Annotated in this window: 25 protein-coding genes and 1 pseudogene; 13 read left to right on the top strand and 13 right to left on the bottom strand. The window is 70.3% G+C overall.

Going from position 1 to position 26686, the window contains the following annotated elements:
• Positions 1–270: 270 nt before the first annotated feature.
• Positions 271–417 (top strand): annotated as a pseudogene (locus J5X86_RS52390) (XRE family transcriptional regulator); the annotation flags it as partial.
• Between the two features lie 162 nt (positions 418–579).
• Here the strand turns inward: J5X86_RS52390 and J5X86_RS06950 are convergent.
• From J5X86_RS06950 to J5X86_RS06925, 6 genes are all read right to left on the bottom strand, one after another.
• On the bottom strand, positions 580–1713 hold the full coding sequence (locus tag J5X86_RS06950; protein ID WP_208515889.1) for a methyltransferase domain-containing protein: 1134 nt from the start codon (positions 1711–1713) through the stop codon (positions 580–582).
• Positions 1710–2672, bottom strand: coding sequence for an ATP-grasp ribosomal peptide maturase (gene tgmB / locus J5X86_RS06945; protein ID WP_208515888.1), 963 nt, complete (start codon positions 2670–2672; stop codon positions 1710–1712). Before tgmB ends, J5X86_RS06950 begins: the two co-directional genes overlap by 4 nt.
• Before the next feature lie 27 nt (positions 2673–2699).
• Positions 2700–2960 carry a putative ATP-grasp-modified RiPP gene (tgmA, locus tag J5X86_RS06940; protein ID WP_308124458.1) on the bottom strand — a complete coding sequence of 87 codons (261 nt, stop codon included), beginning with the start codon at positions 2958–2960 and terminating at the stop codon, positions 2700–2702.
• 328 nt (positions 2961–3288) lie between these two features.
• The gene (locus J5X86_RS06935) at positions 3289–3468 is read right to left on the bottom strand and encodes a hypothetical protein (protein WP_208515887.1); all 180 of its coding nucleotides are present in this window, start codon (positions 3466–3468) and stop codon (positions 3289–3291) included.
• A complete protein-coding gene (locus J5X86_RS06930; RefSeq protein ID WP_208515886.1) occupies positions 3468–4058 on the bottom strand; it encodes a hypothetical protein in 591 nt (196 codons plus the stop codon). Before J5X86_RS06930 ends, J5X86_RS06935 begins: the two co-directional genes overlap by 1 nt.
• 96 nt (positions 4059–4154) lie before the next feature.
• Positions 4155–5405 carry a helix-turn-helix domain-containing protein gene (locus J5X86_RS06925; RefSeq protein WP_208515885.1) on the bottom strand — a complete coding sequence of 417 codons (1251 nt, stop codon included), beginning with the start codon at positions 5403–5405 and terminating at the stop codon, positions 4155–4157.
• 322 nt (positions 5406–5727) lie between these two features.
• Here J5X86_RS06925 and J5X86_RS06920 point away from each other — a divergent pair, with 322 nt between their 5' ends.
• Entirely contained in the window at positions 5728–5949 is a 222-nt protein-coding gene (locus tag J5X86_RS06920; protein WP_208515884.1) for a hypothetical protein, read from the top strand.
• A gap of 417 nt (positions 5950–6366) precedes the next feature.
• Here the strand turns inward: J5X86_RS06920 and J5X86_RS06915 are convergent, their stop codons facing one another.
• The gene (locus J5X86_RS06915) at positions 6367–7311 is read right to left on the bottom strand and encodes an NAD(P)-dependent oxidoreductase (RefSeq protein ID WP_208515883.1); all 945 of its coding nucleotides are present in this window, start codon (positions 7309–7311) and stop codon (positions 6367–6369) included.
• Between the two features lie 56 nt (positions 7312–7367).
• Positions 7368–8342 (bottom strand): chlorophyllase, encoded by a 975-nt coding sequence (locus J5X86_RS06910; protein WP_243979640.1) that lies wholly within the window; start codon positions 8340–8342, stop codon positions 7368–7370.
• Between the two features lie 313 nt (positions 8343–8655).
• Between J5X86_RS06910 and J5X86_RS06905 the strand changes: the two genes are divergently transcribed.
• Positions 8656–9246 (top strand): TetR/AcrR family transcriptional regulator, encoded by a 591-nt coding sequence (locus tag J5X86_RS06905; RefSeq protein ID WP_208516130.1) that lies wholly within the window; start codon positions 8656–8658, stop codon positions 9244–9246.
• Between the two features lie 298 nt (positions 9247–9544).
• On the opposite strand, the gene J5X86_RS06900 is transcribed toward J5X86_RS06905, so the two are convergent.
• A complete protein-coding gene (locus J5X86_RS06900) occupies positions 9545–9991 on the bottom strand; it encodes a cupin domain-containing protein (RefSeq protein WP_208515882.1) in 447 nt (148 codons plus the stop codon).
• A gap of 482 nt (positions 9992–10473) precedes the next feature.
• Here J5X86_RS06900 and J5X86_RS06895 point away from each other — a divergent pair, with 482 nt between their 5' ends.
• Positions 10474–11937, top strand: coding sequence for an FG-GAP and VCBS repeat-containing protein (locus tag J5X86_RS06895; protein WP_208515881.1), 1464 nt, complete (start codon positions 10474–10476; stop codon positions 11935–11937).
• Between the two features lie 223 nt (positions 11938–12160).
• On the opposite strand, the gene J5X86_RS06890 is transcribed toward J5X86_RS06895, so the two are convergent.
• A complete protein-coding gene (locus J5X86_RS06890) occupies positions 12161–12457 on the bottom strand; it encodes a GYD domain-containing protein (RefSeq protein ID WP_208515880.1) in 297 nt (98 codons plus the stop codon).
• 246 nt (positions 12458–12703) lie between these two features.
• Between J5X86_RS06890 and J5X86_RS06885 the strand changes: the two genes are divergently transcribed.
• Together J5X86_RS06885 and J5X86_RS06880 are read left to right on the top strand one after the other, a co-directional pair.
• Complete coding sequence (locus tag J5X86_RS06885) at positions 12704–13687, top strand: alpha/beta fold hydrolase (RefSeq protein ID WP_208515879.1); 984 nt, start codon at positions 12704–12706, stop codon at positions 13685–13687.
• Between the two features lie 175 nt (positions 13688–13862).
• Positions 13863–15368: a subtype B tannase gene (locus tag J5X86_RS06880; RefSeq protein WP_243979638.1), complete on the top strand. Its 1506-nt coding sequence runs from the start codon at positions 13863–13865 to the stop codon at positions 15366–15368.
• On the opposite strand, the gene J5X86_RS06875 is transcribed toward J5X86_RS06880, so the two are convergent.
• The 3 genes from J5X86_RS06875 to J5X86_RS06865 form a co-directional block, all read right to left on the bottom strand.
• Entirely contained in the window at positions 15363–16094 is a 732-nt protein-coding gene (locus tag J5X86_RS06875; RefSeq protein WP_208515878.1) for a sulfite exporter TauE/SafE family protein, read from the bottom strand. The genes J5X86_RS06880 and J5X86_RS06875 overlap by 6 nt on opposite strands.
• A 59-nt stretch (positions 16095–16153) precedes the next feature.
• Entirely contained in the window at positions 16154–17386 is a 1233-nt protein-coding gene (locus J5X86_RS06870; RefSeq protein ID WP_243979636.1) for a hypothetical protein, read from the bottom strand.
• Positions 17387–17525: 139 nt separating this feature from the next.
• Entirely contained in the window at positions 17526–19184 is a 1659-nt protein-coding gene (locus J5X86_RS06865) for a serine/threonine-protein kinase (protein WP_208515877.1), read from the bottom strand.
• A 188-nt stretch (positions 19185–19372) separates the two neighbouring features.
• On the opposite strand from J5X86_RS06865, the gene J5X86_RS06860 reads away from it, so the two are divergent.
• From J5X86_RS06860 to J5X86_RS06830, 7 genes are all read left to right on the top strand, one after another.
• A complete protein-coding gene (locus tag J5X86_RS06860) occupies positions 19373–20326 on the top strand; it encodes a TetR family transcriptional regulator C-terminal domain-containing protein (RefSeq protein ID WP_208515876.1) in 954 nt (317 codons plus the stop codon).
• Between the two features lie 66 nt (positions 20327–20392).
• Entirely contained in the window at positions 20393–21286 is an 894-nt protein-coding gene (locus J5X86_RS06855; protein ID WP_208515875.1) for a 3-keto-5-aminohexanoate cleavage protein, read from the top strand.
• Between the two features lie 67 nt (positions 21287–21353).
• The gene (locus J5X86_RS06850; RefSeq protein ID WP_208515874.1) at positions 21354–22367 is read left to right on the top strand and encodes a 3-hydroxyacyl-CoA dehydrogenase NAD-binding domain-containing protein; all 1014 of its coding nucleotides are present in this window, start codon (positions 21354–21356) and stop codon (positions 22365–22367) included.
• On the top strand, positions 22364–22837 hold the full coding sequence (locus tag J5X86_RS06845) for a thioesterase family protein (protein ID WP_078643048.1): 474 nt from the start codon (positions 22364–22366) through the stop codon (positions 22835–22837). The genes J5X86_RS06850 and J5X86_RS06845 overlap by 4 nt, the downstream gene beginning before the upstream one ends.
• A 151-nt stretch (positions 22838–22988) precedes the next feature.
• The gene (locus J5X86_RS06840) at positions 22989–23918 is read left to right on the top strand and encodes a class I SAM-dependent methyltransferase (protein WP_243979634.1); all 930 of its coding nucleotides are present in this window, start codon (positions 22989–22991) and stop codon (positions 23916–23918) included.
• A 128-nt stretch (positions 23919–24046) separates the two neighbouring features.
• Positions 24047–25102 (top strand): NADP-dependent oxidoreductase, encoded by a 1056-nt coding sequence (locus J5X86_RS06835; protein ID WP_208515873.1) that lies wholly within the window; start codon positions 24047–24049, stop codon positions 25100–25102.
• Positions 25103–25250: 148 nt separating this feature from the next.
• Complete coding sequence (locus tag J5X86_RS06830) at positions 25251–26267, top strand: pyridoxal-phosphate dependent enzyme (protein ID WP_308124457.1); 1017 nt, start codon at positions 25251–25253, stop codon at positions 26265–26267.
• Positions 26268–26686 lie beyond the last annotated feature (419 nt).

Raw genomic sequence — 26686 nt, 5'->3', positions numbered from 1 at the left:
ACGGGGAGGTTCACACCACGGGAGAGCGCCCCCGCCGCGAATACCGGCCGGGACGCCTTGACCAAAGCCTTAGCGTCTAACGGCGCGATCCGGCGGATTCCTGTACGCCACCGCACCGCTCCTGTGCACCACCCGCGCGCCGGGCAGTGCCGTCTCACGCTCCGCCGATCAGGCGGAGAAGCACACCAACGAGGGCCCGCTGCCTCCCGCTTCACGCGATGACCCAAGTTCGGTGCCGACAAACGATCATCATCGGCCGAGCGTAAACGGGTGCCGTCCGAACCCCTCCCCGACTGGGTGCTCCAGCAGCGCCGCCGGGTGGGCAGCCGGGTTCGGGAGCTACGCGATGCGCGAGAGCTGTCGCAGGAGCGCCTCGGCGAGCTGGAAGGGCTCGACCGAAAGACCATCTACCGGGTCGAGTTGGCGCAGTACGGGACGTCTATCGACCATCTCGCACTGATCGCCCGTGCGCTCGGCCGCGGAGATCATTGCATTATTCAATTAGGCGCCGCCACTGTCTGCGACTACCTCGGAGTACGCGTTACGTGTAGTGGAACACCGGCGGAAGATTCCGGGCGCTTAGTCCAGCAGGCGCCAGCTCATGCCGTCCGGCTCGTCCAGCCACAGCGAATGGGCACCGCCCGAGGAGACCGTCAGGCCGTAGCGCTCATGCCCCGGCCACCCGGCATCCCGCCACTGGGTGAGCAGCGGCTCCCGCTCGGCCCACAGATCACGCGGTCCCCCGTGGTCGAGCCGAGCTGTCATAACTCCGGCCCCGGTCATGGTGATGCGCGCCCACGACGAGCTCTCCGCGTCAAAGAGGCACCGGATCTGCCGACCCTCATCATCCACCAAAGCGAAGTCGGTCACCGCGGGCTGCAGCAGCGAGGAGAGGAACTGCGCTCCGGGGGCATCCAGCACCGCAGGGAGGGTGATCTCCCGAGTCTGGCCGGACCACGTCAGCAGCGGCTGCACGAGCCGCCCCGCGGTGGTGCCCATGGCGTCGGGGGTCGGCCGGGCGGTCATGAAGGTGGCCAGGCCGGGGAGGAACTTGCCGCCAGCGGAGTGGTCGGCCGCGAGGACCAGGCGCACGATGGCACAGCCGATGTTGGCCACGATCACCCCGCCCGGCCGGAGTTGATCCCGCCAAGGTGTCGGGATCCGGCCCACTCCGCACGTCGCCAGCAGGCGGTCGTACGGCGCGCGCTCCGGGTGCCCGGCCATCCCATCCCCGGCAACGAGGGTGGGTTCGTACCCGGTCTGTCGCAGGCGTGTCTGCGCGGCGGCCACGAGCTCGGGGTCGACGTCGACCGTCACGACGTGGTCAGGCCCGAGGCGGTGGGAGAGCAGCGCCGCGTTGTAGCCGGTGCCGGCGCCGATCTCCAGCACGGTGTCGCCGTCCCGTACGTCCAGGGCCTCGAGCATCTGGGCCATGAGGGAGGGCTGCGTAGACGAGCTGGTCGCGGTGCCGTCCTGGTCGAACTGGGTTAGCAGGGAGGCGTCGCTGTAGGCCGCGGCCAGCCATGCGGGGTCGCCCTGGCTGTACCGGTGCAGGCTGCCCTGAGATCGGACGGTGAAGTCGGGGACGAACTCGTGGCGGGGGACGCTCAGGAAGGCGGCGCGCCAGGGCTTGGACCGGATGCAGCCAGCCCTCACCAGGTGGTCGGCCATGTGGTGACGCAGTTCGTCCGCCGATGGTGCCTGAGTGATCATGTGCGGGCCCTCTCCAGTAGGTCAGCGAGTGCTCGGGTGATGGGCGTGCGTAGGTCGGGGATGAATCCCCACTGTCCGTTCGGGTTGACGTCGATCAGGTACCAGTGCCCTTGTGGGTTAACGAGGAAGTCCAGTGCGACGTACTGGAGTCCGAACGTGAACGTCAGCATGTTGACGCCCCGGGCGATGTGTTCGGGCACCTGGCAGGGCCTGTAGGTCAGGCTGTCGTAGTCAGCCCGGAAGTCGAGACGGGAGGCATTTGAGCCCGCGTGGATTTCGGCGGCGAACAGGCTGTGCCCGATGGCGGTGAGCCGCACCTCGTACTCCTTGTCCACCCACTCCTGGAACTGGTGGGCGGTGCGCCTCACGGACTCGTCGATCTCGCCGGGCCGGACCTGCCTTGTCCACAGGGCCTGTGGCCGGTCGTCGTGGTCGCTGGGGTGGGTGGCCCCGAGCGCCTTGTACGCGGCAACTTGGCCGGGCAGTGCGGAGACGAACTCGCGGGCCTCGCCAGAGTCGTTGGTTATCAGCGTACGGGGGACGGAAAGTCCGCTGCGGGCTGACGCGACCAGCGCCACGGGCGGATACGCGGCGAAGGCGTTGCGGTGGGGGTGGTTCACCCACAGGCCGGGCAGTGAGTACATCAGCCCGCCGAACCCAGCCCGTGCCTCAGCGTCAGCCCACCGCGCGTCCTGATGCGACATGTCCGGGTGCAGGCGGTGTGCGGCCGGCCGCCGGTAGTACACAGACCGGACATCGGTGAGAGACACGTCCCGGTGCTGACCGCGTAAGACGCCATCCCACAGCCTGCCGTCGGGGCCGATCCCGGCCGCCATCGTCACAGCTTCCGGGAAGTCCCCGGGATCGACGCGGCACACAGGTATGGATCGCTCGTTGAGCTCGGCTATGACCAGGTCAGCGGTCGCATCTTGGGGCCGGGTCAGCACCAGGACGGTCATGATTCAGTTCCTCCGGTCATTCAGCGATCAGTCGGTGTCGTTCGCCTTGTCGGTTGCCAGCTGGCTGTCCTCCCTGGTCTGGCTCACGGTCTCGAACGCCGACTTCATCGACGGCTCGTGGATGAACGGCGTCCCGGTCGCGGTCACGCTGATCTGCCGCTCGGGGCAGAGGTGCAGGGCCGGCAGGGTGAGCGTCTCGTCGGCGACGGGTACGGCCTTGGACAGGCCGAACGGCCTCACGGCCGAGGTGGTCGGGCGGGTCTGCGTGCGGTCCATGGTCAGTGCCACGGTGTTCTCCATTCGTGTGTGGATCTTCTATGAGGAGACTCCAGCCCCGCGGTCCCATTTCGGGGCCGGAGTCCCTGCCCTGCGGCCGACGGCCGTGCCTGGCTGCACCGGCCGCAGGGTGTCTGGAAGGGTGGGCCGCTGACGCCGTCGTCCGGTACGGGGCCCGGAACACCAGCGACCCACCCGGTCTATCGGTATGGGTCGCCCGCGATGCACAGGTAGATCGCGAGCGCCAGCAGCAGCGGAATAGTGCTGAGCAGCAGGCCCAGCCGGGCGGCGCGGAAGACGAACAGCGCTGCCTACTCGGCCGGAGTGGCCCTGTGGTGCCTCATCCGGCACCTCCTGACCGGGCCTGCCGCGTGACCCCTTCGTAGGCGCGCAGCAGCCGCTCGCCGGTCCCGCACCCGACGCCGGGGATCTTGCACGCCTGACAGCCTGCGGCGTGCTCGATGGCCGCGCGCCACGTCTCGTCGGCGAATGGGTCGGTGATCGGCTGGCTGTCCGTCATCAGGTCCTGCCCTGCTGGAGCGCGCGGCGCATGGCGGCGGCCTGGTCGCGCGGGTAGTCCCGGGCGTGGGTGGGGCAGGCATAGACGGTGGGGCTGGCCACACTGCCGCTGTGCTCGATGGCGACCGGGACCGGTTCGTCGGTGGGCAGTTGGCAACGGTGGCACAGCTGTCGACCGTCCGGTGCCGGGCCGAAGACGTCGTCGACGGCCCGGCGCAGGGCGCGGACCAGGTGATGGGGATCGGTCAGATACCGGTCCGGGCCGAGCGGGATCCGCCAGTACGTCCGGCGCTCACTTCTCCAGGAGGCGGGTGGCACGCCGAGGAGGGTGCCTTCGTCGGCGAGTGCGGTGAGGACGCGGACCTGGCGCATTGCCCAGCTGCGGGCGGTGTCGATGCCGATCAGCCAGTACGTCTTGCCGTAGGTGTCGTCTTGGATCACGGCGCCCGAGTCCCGCCCGAGCAGGTCCAGGGCACGGTCTCCGACGGCTGTGGGCGCTGATACGGCGTCCCACCATTTGCCCACCGGTAACGCCTCGACGTCCTTGGTGTTCGGCGGCGTCCACGGCGGGACTTGGAGATTCGTCGGCACGGTCAGCTCCCGGCGTCATCGGTGATCAGGTGCTAACCGACCGTAAGAGCGCCGGGGGCGTAGAAGGGGCAGAGATTCTGCCCCTCGAACGCTGGTTCAGGCAGCCAATACGCCGATCTTCATCGCCAGTTCGGCAGCGCGACGGCGACGTGCTGGTGACTTCGACTCGGTCTCTTCCAGGATGATGCGGCGTGCATAGCCGTTGTAGCGGATCGTCTCCGGCGCGGCCCCGTACGCCTTGTCCAGCGTCGCCAGCGCGGCCTCCGGCTGCCCGTCCAGGTGGTAGCCACGTGCCTCCTCGATTCGGTGCCGCGCTCGCCTCGGCCGTGACGGGATCGTCTTGGCGTCCGCCTTCGTGGCCTGCCGTACGGACTCGCCACCCGCGTGCAGCTCGACGGCGACCGTGACCGCGTGCGCGCCCATGATGGCCCGGGAGAACGACGTCATGGGGTGGTAATAGTCGGCAGGCAACCGCTTGGCCATCTTGCGGGCGGTGTCCCAGTAGCCCCAGGCGCTGCCGGTGTCACCGCGGCGGGCGGCGGTGTATCCGGCCTCGAACTGCATGGCGCCGGCGATGGCACGTACGTTGTCCGGCGCGTCCGGCAGCAGCGGGGTGAGGTAGCGCAGCGTTTCCATGGTGACCGCGTCGGCTGCGTCGTAGTGGGCCGGGCCACTGTCTCGGTGAGCCTGGGCGGTGAGCCATGCTGCGATGCCGATCGCGTGCGGGTCTTCGCTCTCCTGGGCTGCGACCATGCCGCGTTCGGCCACCCGCCAGAGGAGGGCGGAGTCGGGCTGGTAGGCGATGAAGAATTGGCTGAGGCTGTAGACCTCGGCGAGGACAGCTTGCGCTGCTCGCCGTTCGGGGGCGCGGTCGGCCTGACGTACGGCGAGTTGCGCATCCCGAATGAGGTCTGGCAGGAGGCCGCCGATCACTTCGCGGTGGTTGGGTGCGGAGTGGCGGGCTGCCCAGGCGCTTTCGAGTCGTGCGCTCAGATGCGCGGGCGACGGCGCTTCGCGTTCAGTGGTGAAAGGGAACACGTCAATCGCGGCACGCACTGCGGGCAGCTTGGCGTGACCAGGGCCGATGAAAAGGTCGATGGACATGGTCTGGTTACCGGTGAGCTCGGAGAGATCGCGGACGCGAAGCACCTCGGCGATACGCAAGATCATGGGAAGTCCGGGGGTGTGGAGAGTGCCGTTCTCGACCTGCTTCACCCAGCTCGGGGACTTACCGAGGAGGCCGGCGAGGACGGTACGGCTCATGCCCCGGCGTGTACGGAGGACTTGCATCCGCTGGCCGAAGACCAGCGGGTGGTCAAGCGGGTCCGGGGTGTCATCGGGTGACATGGCCTTGCCCCTCTCTGTCCAGCTCGTCACTGCCAGGGTATGGGGCAGGGCCGTCGTCGTGTGAGGCGATTCACCCGGCAGGGACTCGATCCCACTCCTAAAGCGGGTGTCGCAGGTTCGAATCCTGCCGGGGGCACCAGCCAAAACGCCCCGAGCCGATCAGGGCCCGGGGCGTTTGACATCCGCTGGAGAGTCCGCAGGTCAGACCCTTGATCGCCCAGCCTCGCTCCCAAAGCGGTTGGTGCCGTCCGGGTCTATGCTGCGCGGGGGACGTGGACAGCCGCAGCGAACGGGATGGACGTAGGCGCATACTGGTGGGCCAATGACAAAACCTGCTGCATCGAAGCGTCATCTGCCTACCAGCCCCTTCAAGGCGCCGGCCACACCAGCTCCCAAGCACTTCGCCGTGGGCGACCAGGTCACACACGACATCTACGGCCTCGGCCGGGTGATCGGCATCGAGGATGGAATCGCGGCGCTCGTGGATTTCGGCTCGGCGCAAATGCGGATCTTGAGCCCGTACGCCAAGATGACCAAGCTGTAGGGTCCGCTGTGCCCGGTCACGGCACGCCAGAGCCCTTCAGGAACCTGCAACGAAAGAGAGACCTCTCATCGATCTCACGTCGCTGTTCTCCGCTCCGGAAGCGCAACCCCGCTGTTCCACCGCAGCAGCATTGCCGCTTCCGACGACAAACCCGTTCCAGGCCCCGGACTTCGGGGAAGACGAGGTCTTTCTGCTCGAGGGTGCACAGGGACCCGTTTCGGGCATGTGTGTGGCGGGCCCCAGGGCGGCTTAGCTCCCACGAGTCACGGTGGTGTCGGGAGCCGGCCGGGGCCGTCTGAGCCCCGTTCACCATCGTTCGGACGAGACCGTGTGCCGGGCCCTTCCCACTTCAGCGGGCGTCGGGCGTGGTGGTGTCAGCCTCCGGTGAGGGTCCGCCGCAGGCCGGTTGAGCCTTGGTCAGATCTTGTTGCCTGCGCGCAGCCATGCGATGTAGTCGCCGGCGGCTCGCTCGGTGTCGTACTCGGCCTGGTAGCCGGTGTCTTCCTGGAGGCGGCTGATGTCGAGGACCATGGGCGGGGTGTCGCCTCCGGTGGGGAGGTCGACCTGGGCGTCGGGGGCCACCTTCTTGATCGCTTCGGCGAGCTGGGCGTTGGTCGTGGCGCGGCCGGAGCCGACGTTGTACGTGCGGTGGTTCAGCTTGTCCGCGAGCTGGAGGAGGGCGAGCGCACGCCCGGTGTCCGGCACGTAGTTCAGGTCGATCCCGTCCTCGGCGAAGGCCGGCCCCATGAGGTGGGAGAGGTCCGGGGCGGTGCCGCGGGCGGCGGCGTGGATGAGGGCGGGCGCGGCGAAGAACGGTTCGGTGTGGCCGAGCGGGCCCCAGGTGCCCGAGATGCGGTAGTCGACGATGTCGATGCCCGTGGTGTCGGCGAGGAATCCGCCCAGCAGTTCGCCGACCTTCTTGAAGGTGGGGATCGAGACGGGTGCGCTCAGCGGCAGCGGGGCGTCCTCGCGTAGTGGTCCGTCGTTCTCGGCCCCGAAGTAGACGCCGATCGTGCTGGCGACGCCCAGACGCCGCACGCCCCACTCCTGCGCCGCCTGTGCGATGTTCAGGAGTCCGTCGAGCGCCCGCCGTGTCCCCTCGACCGCCTCGTCGGGGGTCGCGGACCAGGGATGGGACATCGCCAGGTGCACGATGCCCGTGATGTCGTGGCGGCGGCCGATCGCGAGCACGGCGTCGCGATCGGTGATGTCCGCCTGCTCCACCGCCACCCGCTCTCCGGCGAGTATGGCCGGGAGTTCACGGGTGTGGCGCTGGGCCACGACGCAGTCTTCGCCCAGGTCGAGCAGTGCTCGCACGGTGTGGGATCCGATGAAGCCGAGACCTCCGGTGACGAGGATCATCGCTTGTCCTTTCTGTTCTGTAGCGGTATAGCGGTCTTGATCGTTGGAGGGCTCTCTTACTTGCTCTGCAGCTTCCCCAGCGCGCTGGGGTCGTCTTCCAGGGCGCTGACCGCCGTCTTCCAGCTGGTGTCCTCGGGGTGGAGGGCGCTGCGGAGGAAGGCCGTGCTGAGGTGCTGGATCAGCGCGACGCGCGCGGGGCTCTCGTCCGTCGTCTCGGCGACCTCGTAGCCGGGGATGCCGCCGAGCGAGTGCTCCGCCCCGAAGAGAGTGAGCAGGGCCTTGCTTCCCGGGCTGTAGGTGTACGGGTCGGTGAACCAGTCCGGTCCGCGGGTGGACAGGTGGGACTGGTCGTTGTCCCCGGCGACGATGAGGGCCGGCGTGGTCATGGTGTCGAAGGACGGTCGCATGAAGGGGAGGTGTTCGACGGCGAACGGGGTCAGGTCATCGCCCAGGCCGGTCAGGGCGAACAGCACGCCCGCCTTGACGCGGGGGTCGGACATGTCCTCGCCGGGAACGCCGTCGGATCCGGGAACGCCGTCGGAGCCGAGGACACGCGCGCCCAGCAGCGCGCTCGCACTCTGGGCTCCCCAGGAATGGCCGGACACGGCGATGCGGTCGCGGTCGAGGCGCCCGCCGAGGCCCGGGACGGCGGCTTCCAGGACGTCGAGTCCGTCCAGTACGCGTGTGAGGTCCTCGATACGGAAGCGCCACATCCGCGGCGTACGGGGGTCCTCGGCGGGGATGCCGAGCGTCCGGGAGTCGAGGTGGGTGGGCTGGATGACCACGAAGCCGTGAGCGGCCCAGTAGTCCGCCAGCGGGGCGTAGCCCTTCATCGACCAGCCGAAGCCGTGCGAGAAGACGATGACGGGCAGATCGCCGCCGGTCGCGGGGGCGGACACGCGGACCTGGAGATCCTCTCCGCGGCCCGGGGCGGGCAGGACGACCGGCTTGGCGGATACCACTGTGGTGGGCGCCGCCCCCGGGATCCGCTGCGCGTTCGTGGTGTTCGAGTCGGGCATGGGCGTGGGCATGGGCGTGCCTTCCGTTCGGTTTCTTCGCGCTGGTGGTTCGGTGGCCCTCTGCTGCGCGTTCGTGGTGGTCGGTGGCGTCGGAGGCCGGGCCGGGGAGGGAGCGAGGAGGGTTTCTCATGCGCGGCCACAACGGCACCGGGTGTCGGCGACCGCGTGTGCTGTTCGGTCCGGTGGAGCGTGCGAGGGCAGGAGACGGCCTGGTCGCCCGTCCCCCGGTCTGTCATCATGACCGAAGCGGAACGTTGCTCCGCTAACAATACGGAGCGATGTTCCGCTTTGCAAGGCCGGTCATGGAAGGAGTGCGAGTGCCGTGGTGAGCGACAGCGGCCAGAGCGCGGGAAGCTCAGCCGGGTCCAGGCGCAAGGACGCCCGACGCAACCAGCAGACCCTGCTGGACGCGGCCGCCGCGGTCTTCGTCGCCTCGGGCGTGGAAGCACCGGTGCGCGACATCGCGGCCGAGGCCGGTGTCGGGATGGGCACGATCTACCGCCACTTCCCCACCCGGGCGGACCTCATCATCGCCGTCTACCGCCACCAGGTCGAAGCCTGCGCCGAGGCAGGCCCGGCCCTGCTGGCGACCAGCCCGACACCGCACGCCGCCCTCGAACGGTGGGTCGAGCTGTTCGTGGACTTCCTGGTCACCAAGCACGGCCTGGCCGCCGCGATGCAGGCCGACAACACCGGCTTCGAAACGCTGCACGCCTACTTCCTCGACCGCCTTCTGCCGGTGTGCACCCAGCTCCTCGACGCCGCCGTCGCCTCCGGTGAGATCCGCCCCGGCCTCAGCGCCTACCAACTCATGCGCGGCATGGGAAACCTCTGCATCGGCGCCGAAAGCGATCCCCACTACGACGCCCGTAGGTTGGTCAAGCTCCTCGTCGCGGGGCTACGCCAACCTCGCTGACCGCGGCGCCGGTTCCGTTCGATCCACTCGTCGATCCCTGGAGGGCTCGGCCAGAGGACAGGGCCGGACCTCCTGCGTCGGGGATGGGCCGCCCTCTGAGGCGGGGTGCTCGCGTGCGGAGTAGACCGCTGATCGTGACACCCCCCGACGCCGGCGTTCTATGCGGCGCTGGGCGTGGAGCCACGCGACGGCAAGGTCATGTATCGCCTCCAGAAGTAGCGTGGCCCAAAGGCCGCCGCTGGCTGCGCGGGTGGCAACTGGCGGGGCATTGGGCGGCCGGAGTCGGTGTCAGGGTGGGTCAACTGCCCGGGCGGGGAGCCCGTAGGTGTTGGCGCTGGGCCAGCTCTTCGTCTTCGACCAGGGTGAGCATGGGCTGGTCCGGGGCGCAGATCATGGTGACGACGAAGCGGCTCCGCGAGTCTGTCCGGTTGTTTCCGTCCTGGTAGTGGATGACATCGCCACCCGGCTCCCAGAACGACTCCCCGGCCCTGATCACCCGCTCCGGCTCGCCTTCCAGCTCGAAGAGCATCTCGCCCTCCAGCATGTAGCCGAAGGCGGGGCCCGAGTGCCGGTGGGGAGGGGCGCCGGGGTCGCCGGGAGGGTACTCGACGAGGACCGTCATCGCCTCTGCCTCCTCCGGAACGAACGGCGGCTTCGCCGACTGCAGCATGGTGAACGCCGTCTTCCATGCTTCCGAGCGCTGTGTGCTCTGAGCGGTGCCTGCCGCCGGCTCTTTGTTGGACATGGCGAGACCTCCAGTGGTGGGCCGGCCGGATCAGCAGCGCCAGTCGGTGTGGTTCGTCGTGTACCGATAGGTCATGCGTCCAGATTGCGACGATGTGGTGCGCGGCGCACGCGGGGCCGGTCGCTCCCCCGATTGACCGACTCGCCTGCGCATCGGAGCCACGGGGCGGAAAGTCGCCTCAGATCTCCACGGAGAGGGTCGCCCTGCCATCGCCCTGCCATCGCCGTGCCGGATAGGGCGATTCGTCACGCTCAGTTACGGGGGCTGGTGGGCGCATCCGCACCCCAGGGGCAAGCGCCCTGCATCGCAAGGGAGTTGGGCCAGCCGGGCGGAGATCACGACCCGATCTCGTTCTTCTTTGGTTAGGCAACCATTCAGCTTCCGGACAACTCTACTTTGGCGACCCTTCCGTTCCGGCCGCCGGGGGAGACAGATGGCAGTCGGGGCTCAGGGGCGACCAATGCGTTACTGATGGAGGATTTGTGCGCAATAGAACCCGAGGTGTGGTGGGTGTGGCGGTCGGCGCCGTCGTCACCGCCGCTGTGGCCGCCGGGGCCGGCGCCGTCGTGTCGAACGGCGACGGGCCCGACCAGAACCAGCCCTCCCCCAGGGCTGCCGCGGCAGGAAAGACCACGGGCGACATCGACGGCGACGGCTATGCCGACCTCGGCGTGGGCGCGCCCGACGGCACCGTCTCCGGGAAGTCCAAGGCGGGCTACGTGGGCGTGACCTACGGGGCCCAGAGCGGCGTGGACACCGGTCGGCACGGCACGTTGTCGCAGGCCAGCGCGGGGGTGCCCGGCACGCCCGAGGCCGGGGATCACTTCGGCTCGGCCGTGGTGCGCGGCGATGTGGACGGGGACGGGTACACCGATCTGATCGTCGCCGCGAACTACGAGGCCATCGGCGACGCCAAGCGGGCCGGTTCCGTCACGGTCGTCTTCGGCTCGAAGGACGGCCTGTCCAGCGACGCCATCGCCTTCCACGCGCCGAAGGCCACCGCCTACGCGATGTTCGGCGACACCATGGCCGTGGGCGACTACAACCACGACGGCCGCGACGACATCGCCATCTCCGACGGCACCGCGGTCCAGATCGTCAGCGGCGCGGCGAACCTGCGCGAGACGGCCACCCCGAAGATGTCCAGCGTCACCCCGCCCGGCGGCGGAGCGGGCGTCGAGCACCTGTCCTCGGGCGACATCAACGGGGACGGCTTCGCCGACCTGGTCACCGTCGCCTACCAGGACGACCCCGCCGACGAGGGCACGCTCGGCGTGCTGCCCGGTTCGTCCGGGGGGCTGAAGAGCACGTCGCTGGGCGAGGACGTAGCGTTGCCGTTCGCCTCGTACCAGGCCGTGGTCGGTGACATCAACGGCGACGGCAAGGACGACGTCGTCACGGACACCGGCTTCGAGGACGGTCCGGAGGACCAGCGCCTGCGGACGTACCCGGGCACCGCCCAGGGCCTCGACACCGCGAACCCGGTGAACTGGAAGGGCAAGGCGCAGAACGGCACCGCCTCCCAGCTCACCGACATCAACGGCGATGGCCTTGACGACCTCGTCGTCAGCGACACCGCCGCCGAGGCCCCCGGCGGCTACAACGACGCCGGCGCCATCACCGTGCTCAAGGGCACCAAGAGCTGGCTGACCGACGCGGGGGCGCAGACGTTCTCCCTCGACACCGAGGGCGTTCCCGGCGAGATGGCGGGCAACGACAAGTTCGGTGGCGCCGTCTCGGCGGCCGACTACAACGGCGACGGCAAGCCCGACCTGGCCATCGGGGTCCCGAACCGGACCGAGGGCGCGGGCGCGGTGGCGCTCCTGTACGCGGGCGCCGACGGGCTCACCGCCGAAGGCTCCGCCCTGATTGGGCCGGGCGATCTCGGCTCCCCGGCGACCGATGCCGCCTTCGGCACGGAGCTGTCCGGCCGCGCCACGCAGTAGCACCACCGCACGTAGCACCACCCCGTTGTTGGTTCGGTGGCCTGGCCCGACTCTTCCGGGCCGGGCCATCGGCCAAATACGACCCAGCCGAAAGCGACCATCTCTCCGGGGGCCCGGGCACGAACGTCGTCCACCAGGACTGACGCTTCGCGCCATCCATCCCTTCATCGGGTGAGTCACAGGGCCGACCCTTCGCGGGTCGGCCTTCCCCCGCGTAATCTCCTCAGCCCGCGGCCTTGGCGATGATCCCCCGCATCTCCTCACGGCCAAAGGCCCGCAGGGTCGTGGTGCGCACGTTGCCCACCGCGCCGAGCTGCAAGGACGCCGCGGTGGCGGTCTCGTCGTCGGGGGCCTCGACCATGCACACGAGGTCGTACGGCCCGTCCGTCCAGTAGATGTCCACGAGCCTCGCCCCGAGCTTGTTCAGCGCCGCGGAGAAGTCCTCGGCGCGCTTCGTGGTGTCCTTGTAGCCGCGGACTCCCTGCTCGGTCCAGTTCAGCAGCGTGATGTAGGTCGCCACGCCCCTCACCTCCCAGGAGAAGAACCCCCTGAGATCAATTCTGGGAGCGACGTCCTGACTCCGCACATCTGGCACATCTGGCACATCTAGTACACCTGGCCCACATGGCCCACCGGACGCGGTCGACGGCCACGGTCAGGTTTGCCGAACCGGCAACAGGCATGGCCCGCGTCACCGAGGTCACGGCAGGATCGGATCGTCGGCCGCCACGCAGAGCGCGTGCCCGAGCGCCCCCGGGAGAGAACCATGCCGCAGCCACCCACGACCGACCTCACCCACCGTCTGGTGTCCTCCCCCGCCGGGCGGATCCACCTCGTGGAGCAGGGCACCGGCCCACTGGTGCTGCTCGTCCACGGCTTCCCGGAGTCCTGGTACTCATGGCGCCACCAGCTCCCGGCGCTCGCCGCGGCCGGGTACCGGGTGGCCGCCATCGATGTGCGCGGATACGGGCGCTCGTCCAGGCCCGAGGCGGTGGACGCGTACCGGATGCGGGAGCTGGTGGCGGACAACGTCGCCGTGGTGGAGGCGCTCGGCGAGGAGTCCGCCGTGGTGATCGGCCACGACTGGGGCTCGCCCATCGCCGCCAACTCCGCCCTGCTGCGGCCGGATGTGTTCCGGGCGGTCGGCCTGCTGAGCGTGCCGTACTCCCCGTCCGGCGGCCCCAGGCCCAGTGAGGTCTTCGCCGGGATGGGCGGGGAGGAGGAGTTCTACGTCTCCTACTTCCAGGAGCCGGGACGGGCCGAGGCGGAGATCGAACCGGATGTACGCGGCTGGCTCGCGGGGATCTACGCCGCACTGTCCGGCGACACCATGCCCGGCCCCGACCTGCCCGACCCGCACTTCATCACACGCGGCGCGACAATGCGCGAGCGGTTCCCCGCCGGGCCCCTGCCCACCTGGCTGAGCGAGCGGGACCTCGATGTCTACGCCGGTGAGTTCGAGCGCACCGGAATGAGCGGGGCGCTGAACCGCTACCGCAATATGGACCGGGACTGGGAGGACCTGGCCGAGTTCGACGGTGCGCCCATCACCCAGCCGTCGCTCTTCATCGGCGGCGGCCTGGACGCCTCCACCACCTGGATGGGCGACGCGATCAAGGCGTACCCGACCACGCTGCCCGGGCTCGTCGGCTCGCACATTCTCGAGGACAGCGGCCATTGGGTCCAGCAGGAGCGCCCCGAGGAGATCAACCGACTGCTGGTCGACTGGCTGAATTCCCTTCCCGCGTGACGCATTTGGCCCGCCCCGATGGGTGTGCGCCTATGAGTTCCCTGTGCATGACTTAGGCGTTCACGATGAAATCAACATAATTGTTGACGATTTTGCGGCCACCGCTTTACGTTCTCGCATGCGCCACAACCCAGCACCTGCAGACAGCAGGTAGCAGAGCGCGCCATGTGAGGAGATGTCCGTGAAGCGCAGGACCATGGTCATGGGGCTTGCCGCGGCCGCCGCCGCGCCGGCGGTCGGCGGAGGATTCAGTGCGTCGGCGGCCGGTGCGACGGGCCCGGACCCGTTGGCCTTCGACAAGGACGGCTACACGACCGAGACGAAGACCGTGTCCACGGACGACGGCGACAAGAAGGTGACGTACCGCCTGTACAAGGGCGTGGTCTATGTCGCCAGGCCCGTGGACACGAAGTATCAGAGCCTCAACGTCAGCGTTCCCGTCGAGATCGACGGCAGGGCCGTCGACGCCACCGGCGCCCCGATCCTCCTCGCCAACCGGATAGGCGGCTATCTGTCGTCATCGGTGACGAGCGACAGCGGGCCCGGAGGCCCTGGCGGTCCCGGGATGCCCGGCGGCATGGTCAGCAACGCCGACTGGGGGCTCGCATCGGGCTACGTCGTGGTGGAGCCGGGCGCGCGGGGCCGTGACCTCGTGGCGTCGGACGGTACGTACTACGGCGTGGCGCCCGCCGCCATCGTCGACCTCAAGGCCGCCGTACGGTATTTGCGCCACAACCAGGGCCGCGTCCCGGGCAACACCGACCGGATCGTCTCCTCCGGCACCAGCGCCGGAGGCGCCCTGTCCGCCCTGCTCGGCGCGTCCGGCGACAGCCCGCTGTACGAGCCGTATCTGAGGGAACTGGGCGCGGCCGACGCGAGCGACGCCATCTTCGCCGGCGGCGGCTGGTGCCCCATCGCCGATCTCGAGCACGCCGACATGGCGTACGAGTGGATGTTCGGCGGCAGCGCGCTGAGCACCGGCGAGGTCGTCGACCAGACCGTCTCGAAGCAGGTGAGCGCCGCGTTCCCCGACTACCAGGCGTCCCTGCGGCTGCGGGGGAAGCGGGGCTTCGGCCCCATCACCGCGCGCAATTACGACGACTACCTGCTGAGGACCCACCTCCAGCCGGCGGCCACCCGGTACCTCACGGCACTGCCGGACGCCGATCGCGCCGCCTACCTCGGCACGAACGCGTGGATCACCTGGTCCGGCGGCCGGGCGACGTTCGCATGGGCGGACTTCCTGAAGCATGTGGGGCGGAAGAAGAACGTACCGGCCTTCGACTCCTTCGGCCTCTCCGCCCCCGAGAACAACCTCTTCGGCCGGGGAACCACCAAGGCCCGGCACTTCACGCTGTACAGCCTGCGGCACAGCACCGGCAACGACAGCGCGCGGCTCGACGCCGATCTGCCCGCGAAGCTGGCCCTGATGAACCCGATGCACTTCATCAGGCACGCCAACCCCGGCCGGGCGCGCCACTGGTGGCTCCGCGTCGGCACCAGCGACACCGACACCTCCCTCACGGTCCTCGGCAATCTCGCCGCCGGTCTGGAGAACCTCGGCGACGATGTCAACGCCCTGATGTACTGGGACGGCGGGCACGGGGCCAACCAGGACCCGGGTGACTTCATGCGATGGGTCGGCGAGGTGACGGGCTACCAGGGCCAGGGGCCCTCATAGCCCCCATGCCCCCTTCGCCAGCGTGCACAGCCCGCCTGCCAGCGCCAGCAGCAGGACGAGCAGGCGGGCTCCGCGGTCCGGGACGCGGGTGGTGAGGGACTTGCCGATAAAGGCGCCCGCCGTCATGCCCGCCGCCGCCAAGGTCCATACGGATCGGCTGAGTTGGGGGACGCCGTTGGTGGCGACGGAGAACGCGTTCACCGCGATCCCGTAGAACTGTGCGTTGGGCACGAACTCGCGGACCGTCCAGCCCGCGTTCACCGCGTACAGGGATACCGGCGGGCCGCCCACGCCGGCCGACGCGTTCATGAAGCCCCCGGCGGCGCCGGCGGTCAGGGCTCCTTTGACGCCGTTCAGGGCCGGGACGCGCATACCGGCCATCACCAGCAGGACGGCCAGGCTCACCAGGCTGCCCGTGCCGGCCAGGAGGACGGGTTCGGGGAGGCGGGCGGCCACCCAGGTGCCGGCCGGGACGGTGCAGGCGGAGGCGGCGACCAAGGGGACCATCGCGGTGAGCCGCACCCGCCGCCAGCCGCCGTCGATGAGCCCCAGCGCGCAGATGGCACCGGCCCCGCAGTTGGCGAGGGCGACGCCCTCGGCCGGGCCGAGCAGCAGGGCGAGAGCGGGCACCGCGATCAGCGCGAACCCCATGCCCGTCAGCCACTGCACGGACGCCCCCGCCATGACGATCCCGCCGAGAATCAGCTCCGCGCCACCACCACTCATCGCACGGAGTCTCTCGCATCCGGGCCGAAGAGGGATCAGTCCGGCCGTGGTCAGTGGTCCTATGAGCGCTGGAGGGCGTGGAAGTCGTCGAAGAAGCCGTAGTTGTGGGCCGGTGAGCCGTCGTCGGCCCGCTCCACGGTGCGGTTGGCGTACAGGCTGTTCAGGAGCCAGGGTTGCTTGTCCGGGCCGAAGTTCTCGGTCATGGCGGCGCCTTGGGTGACTCCGTACGTCGCCACGGCGAGGCGTCCGGTGTCGCGGAAGCGGCCCATCTGGTCCCGCAGGAAGTGCTTGTTGTTCTCGAACCAGGGGCTCATGGCGAGGAAGTCGCGCCACTTCTCCTCGGGGAAGGGGTGCTCGATGGCTTCCTTGATCACCTGCCACACCAGGGTGTCGGGAGGTAGGTGATAGCGGCTTGCGAAGCGTGCGGGGATCTTGTCTTTCAGGTGCAGCTTCCAGAGCTGTACCAGGGAGAACTCGGTGACGAGGAATTTCTGGCCGTCGCGGAGGCGGGGAAGGATGTAGTCGAGGTAGGGCTGTACCCGCTGCGGTGCGGCGACGTGGGGGTGGATGTCCACGCCCTCGATCTCCGGGGTCCGACGCGTGAAGGACAGCCAGTGGTCGGTGGCCGCCGTCTGCTCGTCCGGCTTGTCGAGGTGGTTGAGCGCACCCATGTAGAGGTGGGTCCGGCAGGGCGCGGGGAAGTGCTTCTTCCGGTACGCGATGATGTGCTCCGCGACCGTCTCGTAGAACGTGTTCATCGCGCCCGAGCGGCGGTCCTGCGGGAGGCTCTCGATGAAGGGCTCGTTGCCGATGGCCAGGACGTCGACGGTGTCGAGGACGGTGTGCAGGACCCGGTCGACCCGGGCGAGTTCCGCCGTCATGGCCGAGCTGCCCGGTCGGGGTATCGGCCGGTGGTTGTACGGGAACTTCAGCGAGAGCACCGTGCCGTAGCCCTGGTGGTGGGCGTCCAGGAGCTTCGCGATGGCGCGCTGCTGGGCGGCGTCGGCCGTGACCTCGGGCATCGGAACGAAGCCCCGGAGCCAGCTCGCGGAGAGCTCTCGCAGTTCGCCGAAGGCCACGCTGTCGGGGTCCTCGTTGAAGTTCGCTCCCAGCGCGCCGTCCGGACCCTCGGCCGGACCGTCGGCGGACGCTCTTCCCTCGGGGTCGTGGCTGGTCTTGTCGGCGGGGCGTTGTTCGCCCTGCGTGCACCCCGTGGCGATGAGAGCTGCCCCACCCATCAGGGCCAGAACACGCCGCCGTGCCAGCGGGTTCTTCCTCGTCTCCGTATCCAAGTGACGTTCCCTGTTCGTGCTGGTTTCCCGGCCCGTACCGGCCGGACTGCCCGGGAGGATACGTCTGCGGGGGCTGCCAGTTGCCCAGGGCACCCACCTTTTTCGCGGGGTCGGGCCCCGTGGGTGTGCCGTTGCCCGGTCAGCGGGTGATCTGCACGGTGACGGTGATGGCGCCCCTGTTGTCGTGGAGGCAGCCCTCGCCGTCGTTGATGCGGAGTTGGAGGGTGCCCTGGCGGGTTGCCTGGAAGTGCCAGGCGCGGCCCACGGCGTGCGGGTTTCGGGGGTTTCCCGGGTAGCGGCCCAGGAGGGCGCCGAAGGGGGCGTCGGAGTTCACCTTGCAGTCCTGCCAGGCGAAGCGGAGGGCTTCGTCATCGACGCGGGTGTGGCCGACCGGGCCGACCAAGGGCAGGTTGGCGGCGTCCACCGTCCAGGTGCCGGTGGTGTAGCGGACGCTCACCTTGTCGCCCTTGCGGACCGGGGTATTCGTCGCGGACTGCCAGCCGCGTGCCGCGTCCACGGTCACCTTCGCCGTGCTGGTGACGGGAGTGGGCGATGCGTCGTCTTCGCTGTCGGACGGGGGGCCGAAGGTGAAGAAGAGCGCGGTGGCGAGGCCCGCCACCGCGAGCGTGGCGCCCGCCGTCCACCACCATGTCCGGGCCCGGCCACGGGACCGAGGGGGTGGCGGCCCGGCCGGGGCGACGAGCGTCGGGTCCCGGTCCAGGTCCGGGGTCCGGGTCGGGGCCGAGATCAGCGTCGGGTCCCGGTCGAGGGTGGGGGTCCCGGTCACGGTGTGGGGCGCGCCTGCGGTGGAGGTCGCGCTCATCGTCGGGGTCGCGGTCATCGTGGGCGTGTCCGCGAGGTCCGCAGGGGTGTCCGCGTCGCCGCCCGGGGTTCGTACCGGACCCGGCGTTGGTACGGGCCCCGGCGTGCGTACGGGCCCCGCGGGCGCGGCCGGGGGCAGCGGGCCCGGGTCGTCCGCGCCGTCCGCGACGCGTTGCAGGGCGGTGCGGAGCGTGGCGGCGGAGGGTCGCTGGGCCGGGGACTTGTTCAGCAGGGCCTGGACGATGGGCCGCAGGGGGCCAACCCGTTCCGGGATGACCGGGTCCGCGAAGGTGACGGCGTGCAGCGCGGCGGCCCCGGTGGGGCGCTGGAAGGGCGGCACGCCGGAGGCCACCGCGGACAGGGTCGCGCCCAGCGACCACAGGTCGGACGGCGGGCCGGCCTCCTCCGCGGTCAGCCGCTCGGGCGCCATGTAGCCGATGGAGCCGATGAGTTCGCCGGTGGTGGTGAGCGACTCGTCGTCTTCCAGGGCGGCGATGCCGAAGTCGGTGAGGACGGCGCTGCCGTCCCCGCGCAGCAGGATGTTGGCGGGCTTGATGTCGCGGTGCAGCGCCCCGGCGGCGTGCACGGCCTCCAGCGCGCCGAGCAGTTGCAGCCCGAGGGCGGCGGTGTGGCGGGGCGGGAGGGGGCCGCTGTCGGCGATCCGGCGGGCCAGGGAGGGGCCGTCGATCAGCTCCATCACGATCCAGAGCCGGTCGTCGTGTTCGACCAGGTCATGGACGCCGACCACATGGGGGTGGCGCAGCCGGGCGACGGTACGCGCTTCCCGCTGGGCCCGGCGCAGCCGTCGGTGGTGCTCGTGGTCGTCGCTCGCGACGTGCAGCTCCTTGGCGGCGACCTCGCGCGCCAGCATCTGGTCGTACGCGCGCCAGACCGTGCCCATGCCGCCGCGTCCGAGCCGGTCGCCCAGCTGGTAGCGGCCGGCGATCAGCCGCATGTCGTCCCCGCCCGATGTCACCCGATCTCTCCTGCTCTCACGCCCGGTGAGCATAGTCGGAAGTGTTCGAACCGAATCGATCTCAACTGATTCAACAGTCAGTCCGCATCGCAATGCCTGGGTGAAATTCCCCCTCATTTAAGGAGGAAGCGGGCATTCGTCATCCACATTCATTGCGCTTATCTCAACGCGTCCGTACCGTGTCGGCCATGCGGCAACAGTTCGAGGTGGCGGAACGCGTGCGTGAGGTGATCGGCAAAGCCGGTTGTACCCAGCGCGAATTCGCCCGGCGGGTCGTGATGGACCCGTCCAAGCTCTCGCGTTCGCTCAGCGGGAGCCGGCGCTTCACCGTGGCCGAGCTGGCGCGGATCGCCGACGCCGGAAACGTGGACGCCGGATGGCTGCTCGGCACCGCGGCGACCGGCGGGACCGCCGACGCGCCGCGGCCGCCCGCCCCGGCCGCGCTCCCCGACAGCGGGCGGCCGCTGCAGATCGTGCGGGAGACGGTGCGGCTCATCGCCGAGCGCGGCTTCCACGCCGTACGCGTCGCCGACATCGCCGCCGCCTGCGACACCAGCACCGCCACCATCCACTACCACTTCCCGGGCCGCGCCGAGCTGCTCGAAGCCGCCGTGCGCTGGTGCATGGACGAGGACACCGCACGCCGCGCCGCCCGGACCGCCACGGCCGACGACGCGCGCGAGGAGCTGCGGCAGCTCATCGCGCTGCAGGCGCCGTACACCGAGCGGCAGCGGCAGCAGTGGCTGGTGTGGATGGACCTGTGGGCCGAGGCCGCGCGGTCCACGTCCATCGGGCGGCTGCACGCCGACTTCTACCAGCAGTGGCGGCAGACCGTCGCCGAGGTGATCCGGCGCGGGATCGAGCAGGGAGTCTTCCGCACCGTCGACCCGGAGTTCAGCGCGCTGCGCCTGACCGCGCTGATCGACGGACTGGCCATTCAGGTGCTCGCCACCGCGCCCGGAGAGGGCGGCACGACCGCCGAGGCCATGGACCTCGCCTGCAACGCGTACGTGGACTCCGAATTGACCGTACGCACGACCGCACGTCCGTCCGCACAACCGTCCGCACGCCCGTCCGCACGACCGACCGCACGGCGCTCCGGCGCCGATGAGGCCGGGCCGCCCGACCAGCCCGGACCGTAGGACGGCCGACCAGCGCGGACCGTAGCTCCGCGCTGTTCCGCACCGTAAGAGTAGGGAGAGAAGCCCATGCCCATGAACGACAGCGTCATCATCACCTGTGCCCTGACCGGCGCCGGTGACACTGTGGGCCGCAGCCCCCATGTCCCCGTCACCCCCGAGCAGATAGCCCGCTCCGCCGTCGAGGCCGCGGAGGCCGGGGCGGCCGTGGTCCACATCCACGTACGCGACCCCGAGACCGGCGCTCCCGCCCGCGATCCGCGGCTCTACCGCGAGGTCGTGGAGCGGGTCAAGGAGACCGGCACCGACGTCGTCATCAACCTCACCGCGGGCATGGGCGGCGACCTGGTCATCGACCCGGAGAACCCGCTCACCCACCTCCCCGGCACCGACCTGGTCAGCGGCCTGGACCGGCTCCCCCACGTCGAGGATCTGCTCCCCGACATCTGCACCCTGGACTGCGGCTCGCTCAACTTCGGCGACGGCAGCAACCTCTACGTCTCCACCCCCGACATGCTGCGTACCGGCGCCAAGCGCATCCAGGAGCTGGGCGTCCGCCCCGAGCTGGAGATCTTCGACACCGGGCAGCTCTGGTTCGCCAAGCAGTTGCTGGCCGAGGGGCTGCTGGACAACCCGACCGTCTTCCAGCTCTGCATGGGCATCCCGTGGGGCGCCCCGGCCGAGCCGGGCGTGCTCCAGGCCATGGTCAACATGCTGCCCGAGGGCGCCCAGTGGGCCAGCTTCGCGCTGGGCCGGACGCAGATGCCGTGGGTGGCGCAGTCCATCCTGCTCGGCGGCAACGTACGGGTCGGGCTGGAGGACAACCTCTACCTCAGCCGGGGCGTCAAGGCCACCAACGGCCAGCTCGTCGAGCGCGCGGTCCAGATCACCGAGCTGCTGGGCGCGACGGTCGCCACGCCGGACGAGGCCCGGCAGCGGCTCGGCCTCAAGCCCCGCGCGTAATCCCCCCACCAGCTCCTCGTCTCTCTCTTCTCCCTCTTCTCCCTCCCCTCACACCCTTAGGACCGCCATGCCCTCATCCCCCTGCGCCCCCGAAGAGGTACGCCGCGTCGCCTGCGTCGGCGCCGGAGTCATCGGCGGCGGCTGGGTCGCCCACTTCCTGGCGCGCGGCTACGACGTCACCGCCTGGGACCCGGCCCCCGACGCCGAGGAGAAGCTGCGCCGTCTCGTGGACGCCGCCTGGCCCGCCCTGACCCAGATCGGCCTCGCCGACGGCGCCTCCCCCGACCGGCTGACCGTCACCGCGACCGTCGAGGAGGCCGTGGCCGACGCGCAGTTCGTCCAGGAGAGCGCCCCCGAGAAGCTGGAGCTCAAGCGGTCGCTGCTGGCCCAGCTGGACGCGGCGGCCCCGCCCGGTGTCGTCATCGCGTCCTCCACCTCCGGCTATCCGATGACCGATATGCAGACCGAGGCCGCCGACCCCGGCCGCCTCGTCGTCGGCCACCCCTTCAACCCGCCGTATCTCATACCGCTGGTGGAGGTCGTCGGCGGGGAGAAGACCGACGCCGCGGCGGTCGAGTGGGCCTCGCGCTTCTACAAGGTGGCGGGCAAGTCCGTCATCACCATGGAGCGCGAGCTGCCCGGCTTCATCGCCAACCGGCTCCAGGAGGCGCTGTGGCGGGAGGCGCTGCACATGGTCGCCAACGGTGAGGCCACGGTGAAGGAGATCGACGATTCGATCACCGAGGGGCCCGGACTGCGGTGGGCGTTCATGGGTCCCTGCCTCACGTTCGCCCTGGCGGGCGGCGAAGGAGGCATGGGACATATGCTCGACCACTTCGGACCCTCGTTGAAGTCTCCGTGGACCCGTCTCGAGGCGCCTGAGCTGGACGACACGCTGCGTGCGGCCATGGTCGACGGCTGTGACGAGGCGGCGGGCAGCCGTACCATCGCGCAGCTCGTCGCGGAGCGGGACCAGGGCGTCATCGACGTCCTGCGGGCGACTGGCCGACTGCCGCGGCAGCGCGCCGAGGGGACGGATGCCATCGCACATACCCCCAGCACCATGGGAGACGAGAAGTGAGCACCACGCTCCCCGACTACCGGCAGACCGTACGTCCCGAGTGGATCGACTACAACGGCCATATGAGCGAGGCGTTCTACGTCCTCGTCTTCGGCCACAGCACCGACGAGATGATGGTGGAGACCGGCCTGGACTCCGCCTATCGCGCCAAGACCGGCTGCTCCCTCTACACCGTGGAGTCGCACATCCGGTATCTGAGCGAGGTCGAGGAGGGTGCCGAACTCACCATCCGTACGCGCGTCATCGGCGTGGACGAGAAGAAGGTGCGGTTCACCCACGAGATGCATGTGGGCGAGCCGGTCGGCGCCCCCGTGGCCACGACCGAGCTGCTCGCGCTCCACATCGACCAGAACGAGAGCCGCTCTGCTCCGTTCCCCGAGGAGATACGGGAGCGGCTGACGGACCTGGTGGAGAAGGCCCCCGAGTGGGCGGGCCGGGCGATCGGCCCGGTTCCGGCCGAGGCGGGTTGAACGACCGCCGTCCCTCCTGAACGCCCCGGCCCCGGATTCGTCCGGGGGCCGGGGCGTTCACCGTTCCGGATGAGGGATCGGGTGAGGTTGAATGGCGGTGGGGGCGGTGGCGGAAACGCCGAGGGACGCGTGTGCGAGGAGTGACGACGCCATGGCGGACGCCGGAGCGGGCATCGGACCGGACGCCGAACCGGACGGCAACGGCAACGGCAACGGCAACGGGAGCGGGAGCGGGAACGGGAACGGGAGCGGCAAGGGTGGTCGGCGCGTCGAGCTGAGCGAGGTGCCCGAGACCCTGCTGTGGAACCTCTATATGCGGGCCGCCGAGGCCCGCCGGGCGCGGACCGTGCTCGACGACCCCAAGGCCGTGGAGCTGATCGACCGCATCGACTACCCCTTCGAGGAGACCTTCGGAGCGCCCACCCCGCTGCTGGCACAGGGCCACGCGCTGCGCGTCCGCACCTTCGACACCGCCGTACGGGCCTTCCTCGACGAGCATCCGGACGGCACGGTCGTCACACTCGCCGAGGGTCTCGAGACGCAGTTCTGGCGGGTGGACAACGGCCGGGCGCGCTGGCTGTGCGTGGAGCTGCCGGAGACCGCCGAGGTCCGTCGGGCGCTGCTGCCGGACGAGGATCGGCGGCGCACCCTCGCCCGCTCGGCGCTCGACCTGTCCTGGCGGGACGAGGTCGATCCCGCGCGCGGGGTGCTGATCACCGCCCAGGGGCTGCTGATGTATCTGCGGCCGACCGAGGTGAAGGACCTGATAGCGGGGTGCGCCGAGCGGTTCCGGGGCGGGACGCTGGTCTTCGACGCGGTGCCGCGGTGGTTCAGCGCCCGGACGATGCGCGGCGAGATGCGCACCGCGCAGGGCTATCGCACACCGCCCATGCCGTGGGGCATGGACGCGGGTGAGCTGCCGAAGGTGCGGACGGCGCATCCGGCGATCATGGACGTACGCGAGGTGCCGCCGCCGCGTGGGCGCGGCTTCTACTACGGGGCGGTGGCGCCCCTGATGCGGTGGCTGCCCGCGGTACGGAACCTGCGGCCGACGATGACGGCGATCGCCCGCTTCTCGTGACGTTCCGGGCCGCCACGCTCCGGGCCTGACGTCCCCGGCTGACGTCCCCGGCTGACGTCCCCGTCCTGACGTCCACGGCTGTTGGGTCCGGTTGACCTTGCCGCATGCCTCACGTTTGGTTGGAGTCCATGACGAACCACACGCACCGCGAAGTCCGACTGGTGGCCCGCCCCGAGGGACCGGTCAAGGATGACCTCTTCGAGATCGCGGAGGTGCCGGTCCCCGAGCCCGGACCGGGCCAGGTCCTCGTGCGCAACACCCATATGGGCGTCGCCGCCGTGATGCGCACACTGATGGACGAGAACACCGATGTGCCCATGCCCTCCTTCGAGATCGGGGCACCGCTGAACGGGCCGGCGGTCGGCGAGGTCGTAGCCGCTCCCGGTACCGACCTCACCCCCGGCGACCTGGTGGAACACCGGCTCGGCTGGCGGGAGTACGCGCTGCTCGACGCGGATCAGGCACACCGCCTCGAACCGGGCCTGATGCCCGACCCGGCCGCCTACCTCTCCCAGGGCCCCACCGCTCTGATGGGCATCGAGCGCGGCGCCGAAGTGCGGTCCGGCGACACGGTGTTCGTCACCGGGGCGGCCGGTGGCGTGGGCTCCCTGGCCGGCCAGATCGCTCGGCAGTTCGGCGCCGCCCGGGTCATCGGCAGCACCGGCTCGCGGCAGAAGGCCGACCGGCTGATCGGCGAACTGGGCTATGACGCGGTGGTCATCCGCGGCGCGGGCCCCATCGAGGACCAACTGCGCGAGGCCGCCCCGGACGGCGTCGACGCGGTCTTCGACAATGTGGGCGGCGAGCAGCTGACGGCGGCCATCGCCGTCGCCAACAGGGGCGCCCGGATCGCCATCGTGGGCGCGCTGGCCAGTCAGCTCGCCACGGAGGCCACGAATGCCTCCGATACCTCTGATGCCTCTGATGCCTCTGATGCCTCTGATGCCTCCAAGACCGAGATCGACACGCTCTCGCTGCTCTCCCGCAGCATCACCCTGCGGGGCATCGCCCTCTACGACCACCTGGACCTGATCCCCCAGTGGAACCGCCGCTTCGCCGAGGGCCTGCGCACGGGCACCCTCTCCTTCCCGCACGCCCGGCTGCGCGGCATCGAGCAGGCCCCCCAGGCACTCCGCGAGCTGACCGAGGGACGCCACCTGGGCGCCGTCATCGTGGAGCTGTGAGGCCACGGGACGGGCAGTTGCCGACGGCCGGTTCCCAGCCGGCCGTTGTCAGCGGCCGATCGCAGTCTGTGGACACACCGTGGCCCGGCCCTCGCAGTCTGTGGCGCCGTGGCCCGGCCCGGTCGCGGGCAGCGGCGAGAATGGAGAGGTGAGACGCTCGGTGGACACCTCCGGCCCGATACGGCCCCGGCTGCCGTCCCCGGTGTGGGACGTGCCCGACCCGTGGCTCGCCGAGCGAGGCGTGGAGCTGCGGCTGAAGCGGGACGATCTCATCCATCCGCTGGTGCCGGGCAACAAGTGGCGCAAGCTCACGCCGAATCTGCGCGCGGCCGTCGAGCAGGGTCATACCCGGCTGCTCACCTTTGGCGGTGCGTACTCCAACCACATCCGCGCGGTGGCGGCTGCGGGGACCGCGTACGGGCTGTCGACGGTCGGGGTCATCCGGGGCGACGAGCTGGCCGGCGCGCCGCGCAACTGGTCGTTGGCGCGGGCCGAGGAGCATGGCATGGAGCTGGCCTTCGTCACCCGCTCCGCCTACCGCGAGACGCTGCGCGGCCTGAGCGAGGACGACCCGGGCACGCTGCGGGGGCTGGAGGAGCGGTGGGGGCGCGCTTACGTCCTCCCAGAGGGCGGTACGAACGTCCTGGCGGCGCGCGGGGCGGCGGAGCTCGTCGCGGAGCTGCCCGACCTGGGTCCGGGCGATGTGGTGTGCTGCGCGGTGGGCACCGGGGGCACGCTGGCCGGGGTCGCGGCCGCGCTCCCGGCCGGTGCGCGAGCGGTGGGGTTCGCCGTGCTGAAGGGGGCGGACGGCTATCTGGAAGGCGAGGTGGCCGAGCTGCACCGGCGCGGCTGGGGGTGCTCGTTCGGCAACTGGCGGATCGAGCACGGCTATCACGGCGGCGGGTATGGGCGCGTTCCGGTGGAGTTGGAGGCGTTCGCGGCTCGGTTTGAGGAGCGGCATGGGGTGCGGGTGGAGCGGCGGTATGTGGCGAAGATGCTGTGGGGTGCGTACGGGCTGGCGGAGCGGGGCGAACTGGCCCCGGGTAGCCGGGTGACGGCGGTGGTCACGGGGCCGCCGGATCCGGTGGATCCGGTGGGTTCGGTGGGTTCGGAGGGTTCGGAGGGTTCGGAGGGTTCGGAGGGTGGTGCGGCGCTGTCGACCTGACGGGCGTCGCCGGTACTGCCCTGTCAGGGTTGCCCGGGTGCAGGCCCCCACCAGAGGGCACCCCACTACCGGGCAACCCGCGCCGGGGTGTGTGGTGGGTGGCGGGGGCGGGGCCTCCGGTGCGGTGCCCTGGACCGCATATTTACGGCGCCGGTGCCCGGAGGCGTGGGGTGGGCCGGAGATTGGCGCCACAAATATGCGAAAGCGTCCAGGACACCACCCCTGCGACCCCACCCCCTCCCGTCTCGTCGGCGGCTGCCCGCCGGTGGTGCGGGGCGCCTGTCCGTCCCGCGTTCGGCCCGGGGGCCGTGAATTCAGCCTCTCCGGCGTTTGAGGAGCGGGTCCGGGGCGGAGCCCGCCTTTCAGCCTCTCCGGCGTTTGAGGAGCGAGGTACGGGGCGGAGCCCCGGTGGGGGTGAG

This window comes from Streptomyces sp. NEAU-YJ-81 (assembly GCF_017592595.1).
Taxonomy (GTDB): Bacteria; Actinomycetota; Actinomycetes; order Streptomycetales; family Streptomycetaceae; genus Streptomyces; species Streptomyces hygroscopicus_B.
This window is presented reverse-complemented; position numbering and strand designations above follow the sequence as displayed.

Bases quoted from the DNA above. Each gene is read 5' to 3' on its own strand.
- J5X86_RS06950 (WP_208515889.1), bottom strand. From the start codon at position 1,713: ATGATCACTCAGGCACCATCGGCGGACGAACTGCGTCACCACATGGCC.
- tgmB (WP_208515888.1), bottom strand. From the start codon at position 2,672: ATGACCGTCCTGGTGCTGACCCGGCCCCAAGATGCGACCGCTGACCTG.
- J5X86_RS06935 (WP_208515887.1), bottom strand. From the start codon at position 3,468: ATGACGGACAGCCAGCCGATCACCGACCCATTCGCCGACGAGACGTGG.
- J5X86_RS06925 (WP_208515885.1), bottom strand. From the start codon at position 5,405: ATGTCACCCGATGACACCCCGGACCCGCTTGACCACCCGCTGGTCTTC.
- J5X86_RS06920 (WP_208515884.1), top strand. From the start codon at position 5,728: ATGACAAAACCTGCTGCATCGAAGCGTCATCTGCCTACCAGCCCCTTC.
- J5X86_RS06915 (WP_208515883.1), bottom strand. From the start codon at position 7,311: ATGATCCTCGTCACCGGAGGTCTCGGCTTCATCGGATCCCACACCGTG.
- J5X86_RS06910 (WP_243979640.1), bottom strand. From the start codon at position 8,342: ATGCCCACGCCCATGCCCGACTCGAACACCACGAACGCGCAGCGGATC.
- J5X86_RS06900 (WP_208515882.1), bottom strand. From the start codon at position 9,991: ATGTCCAACAAAGAGCCGGCGGCAGGCACCGCTCAGAGCACACAGCGC.
- J5X86_RS06885 (WP_208515879.1), top strand. From the start codon at position 12,704: ATGCCGCAGCCACCCACGACCGACCTCACCCACCGTCTGGTGTCCTCC.
- J5X86_RS06880 (WP_243979638.1), top strand. From the start codon at position 13,863: ATGTCCGTGAAGCGCAGGACCATGGTCATGGGGCTTGCCGCGGCCGCC.
- J5X86_RS06875 (WP_208515878.1), bottom strand. From the start codon at position 16,094: ATGAGTGGTGGTGGCGCGGAGCTGATTCTCGGCGGGATCGTCATGGCG.
- J5X86_RS06860 (WP_208515876.1), top strand. From the start codon at position 19,373: ATGCGGCAACAGTTCGAGGTGGCGGAACGCGTGCGTGAGGTGATCGGC.
- J5X86_RS06855 (WP_208515875.1), top strand. From the start codon at position 20,393: ATGCCCATGAACGACAGCGTCATCATCACCTGTGCCCTGACCGGCGCC.
- J5X86_RS06850 (WP_208515874.1), top strand. From the start codon at position 21,354: ATGCCCTCATCCCCCTGCGCCCCCGAAGAGGTACGCCGCGTCGCCTGC.
- J5X86_RS06840 (WP_243979634.1), top strand. From the start codon at position 22,989: ATGGCGGACGCCGGAGCGGGCATCGGACCGGACGCCGAACCGGACGGC.
- J5X86_RS06835 (WP_208515873.1), top strand. From the start codon at position 24,047: ATGACGAACCACACGCACCGCGAAGTCCGACTGGTGGCCCGCCCCGAG.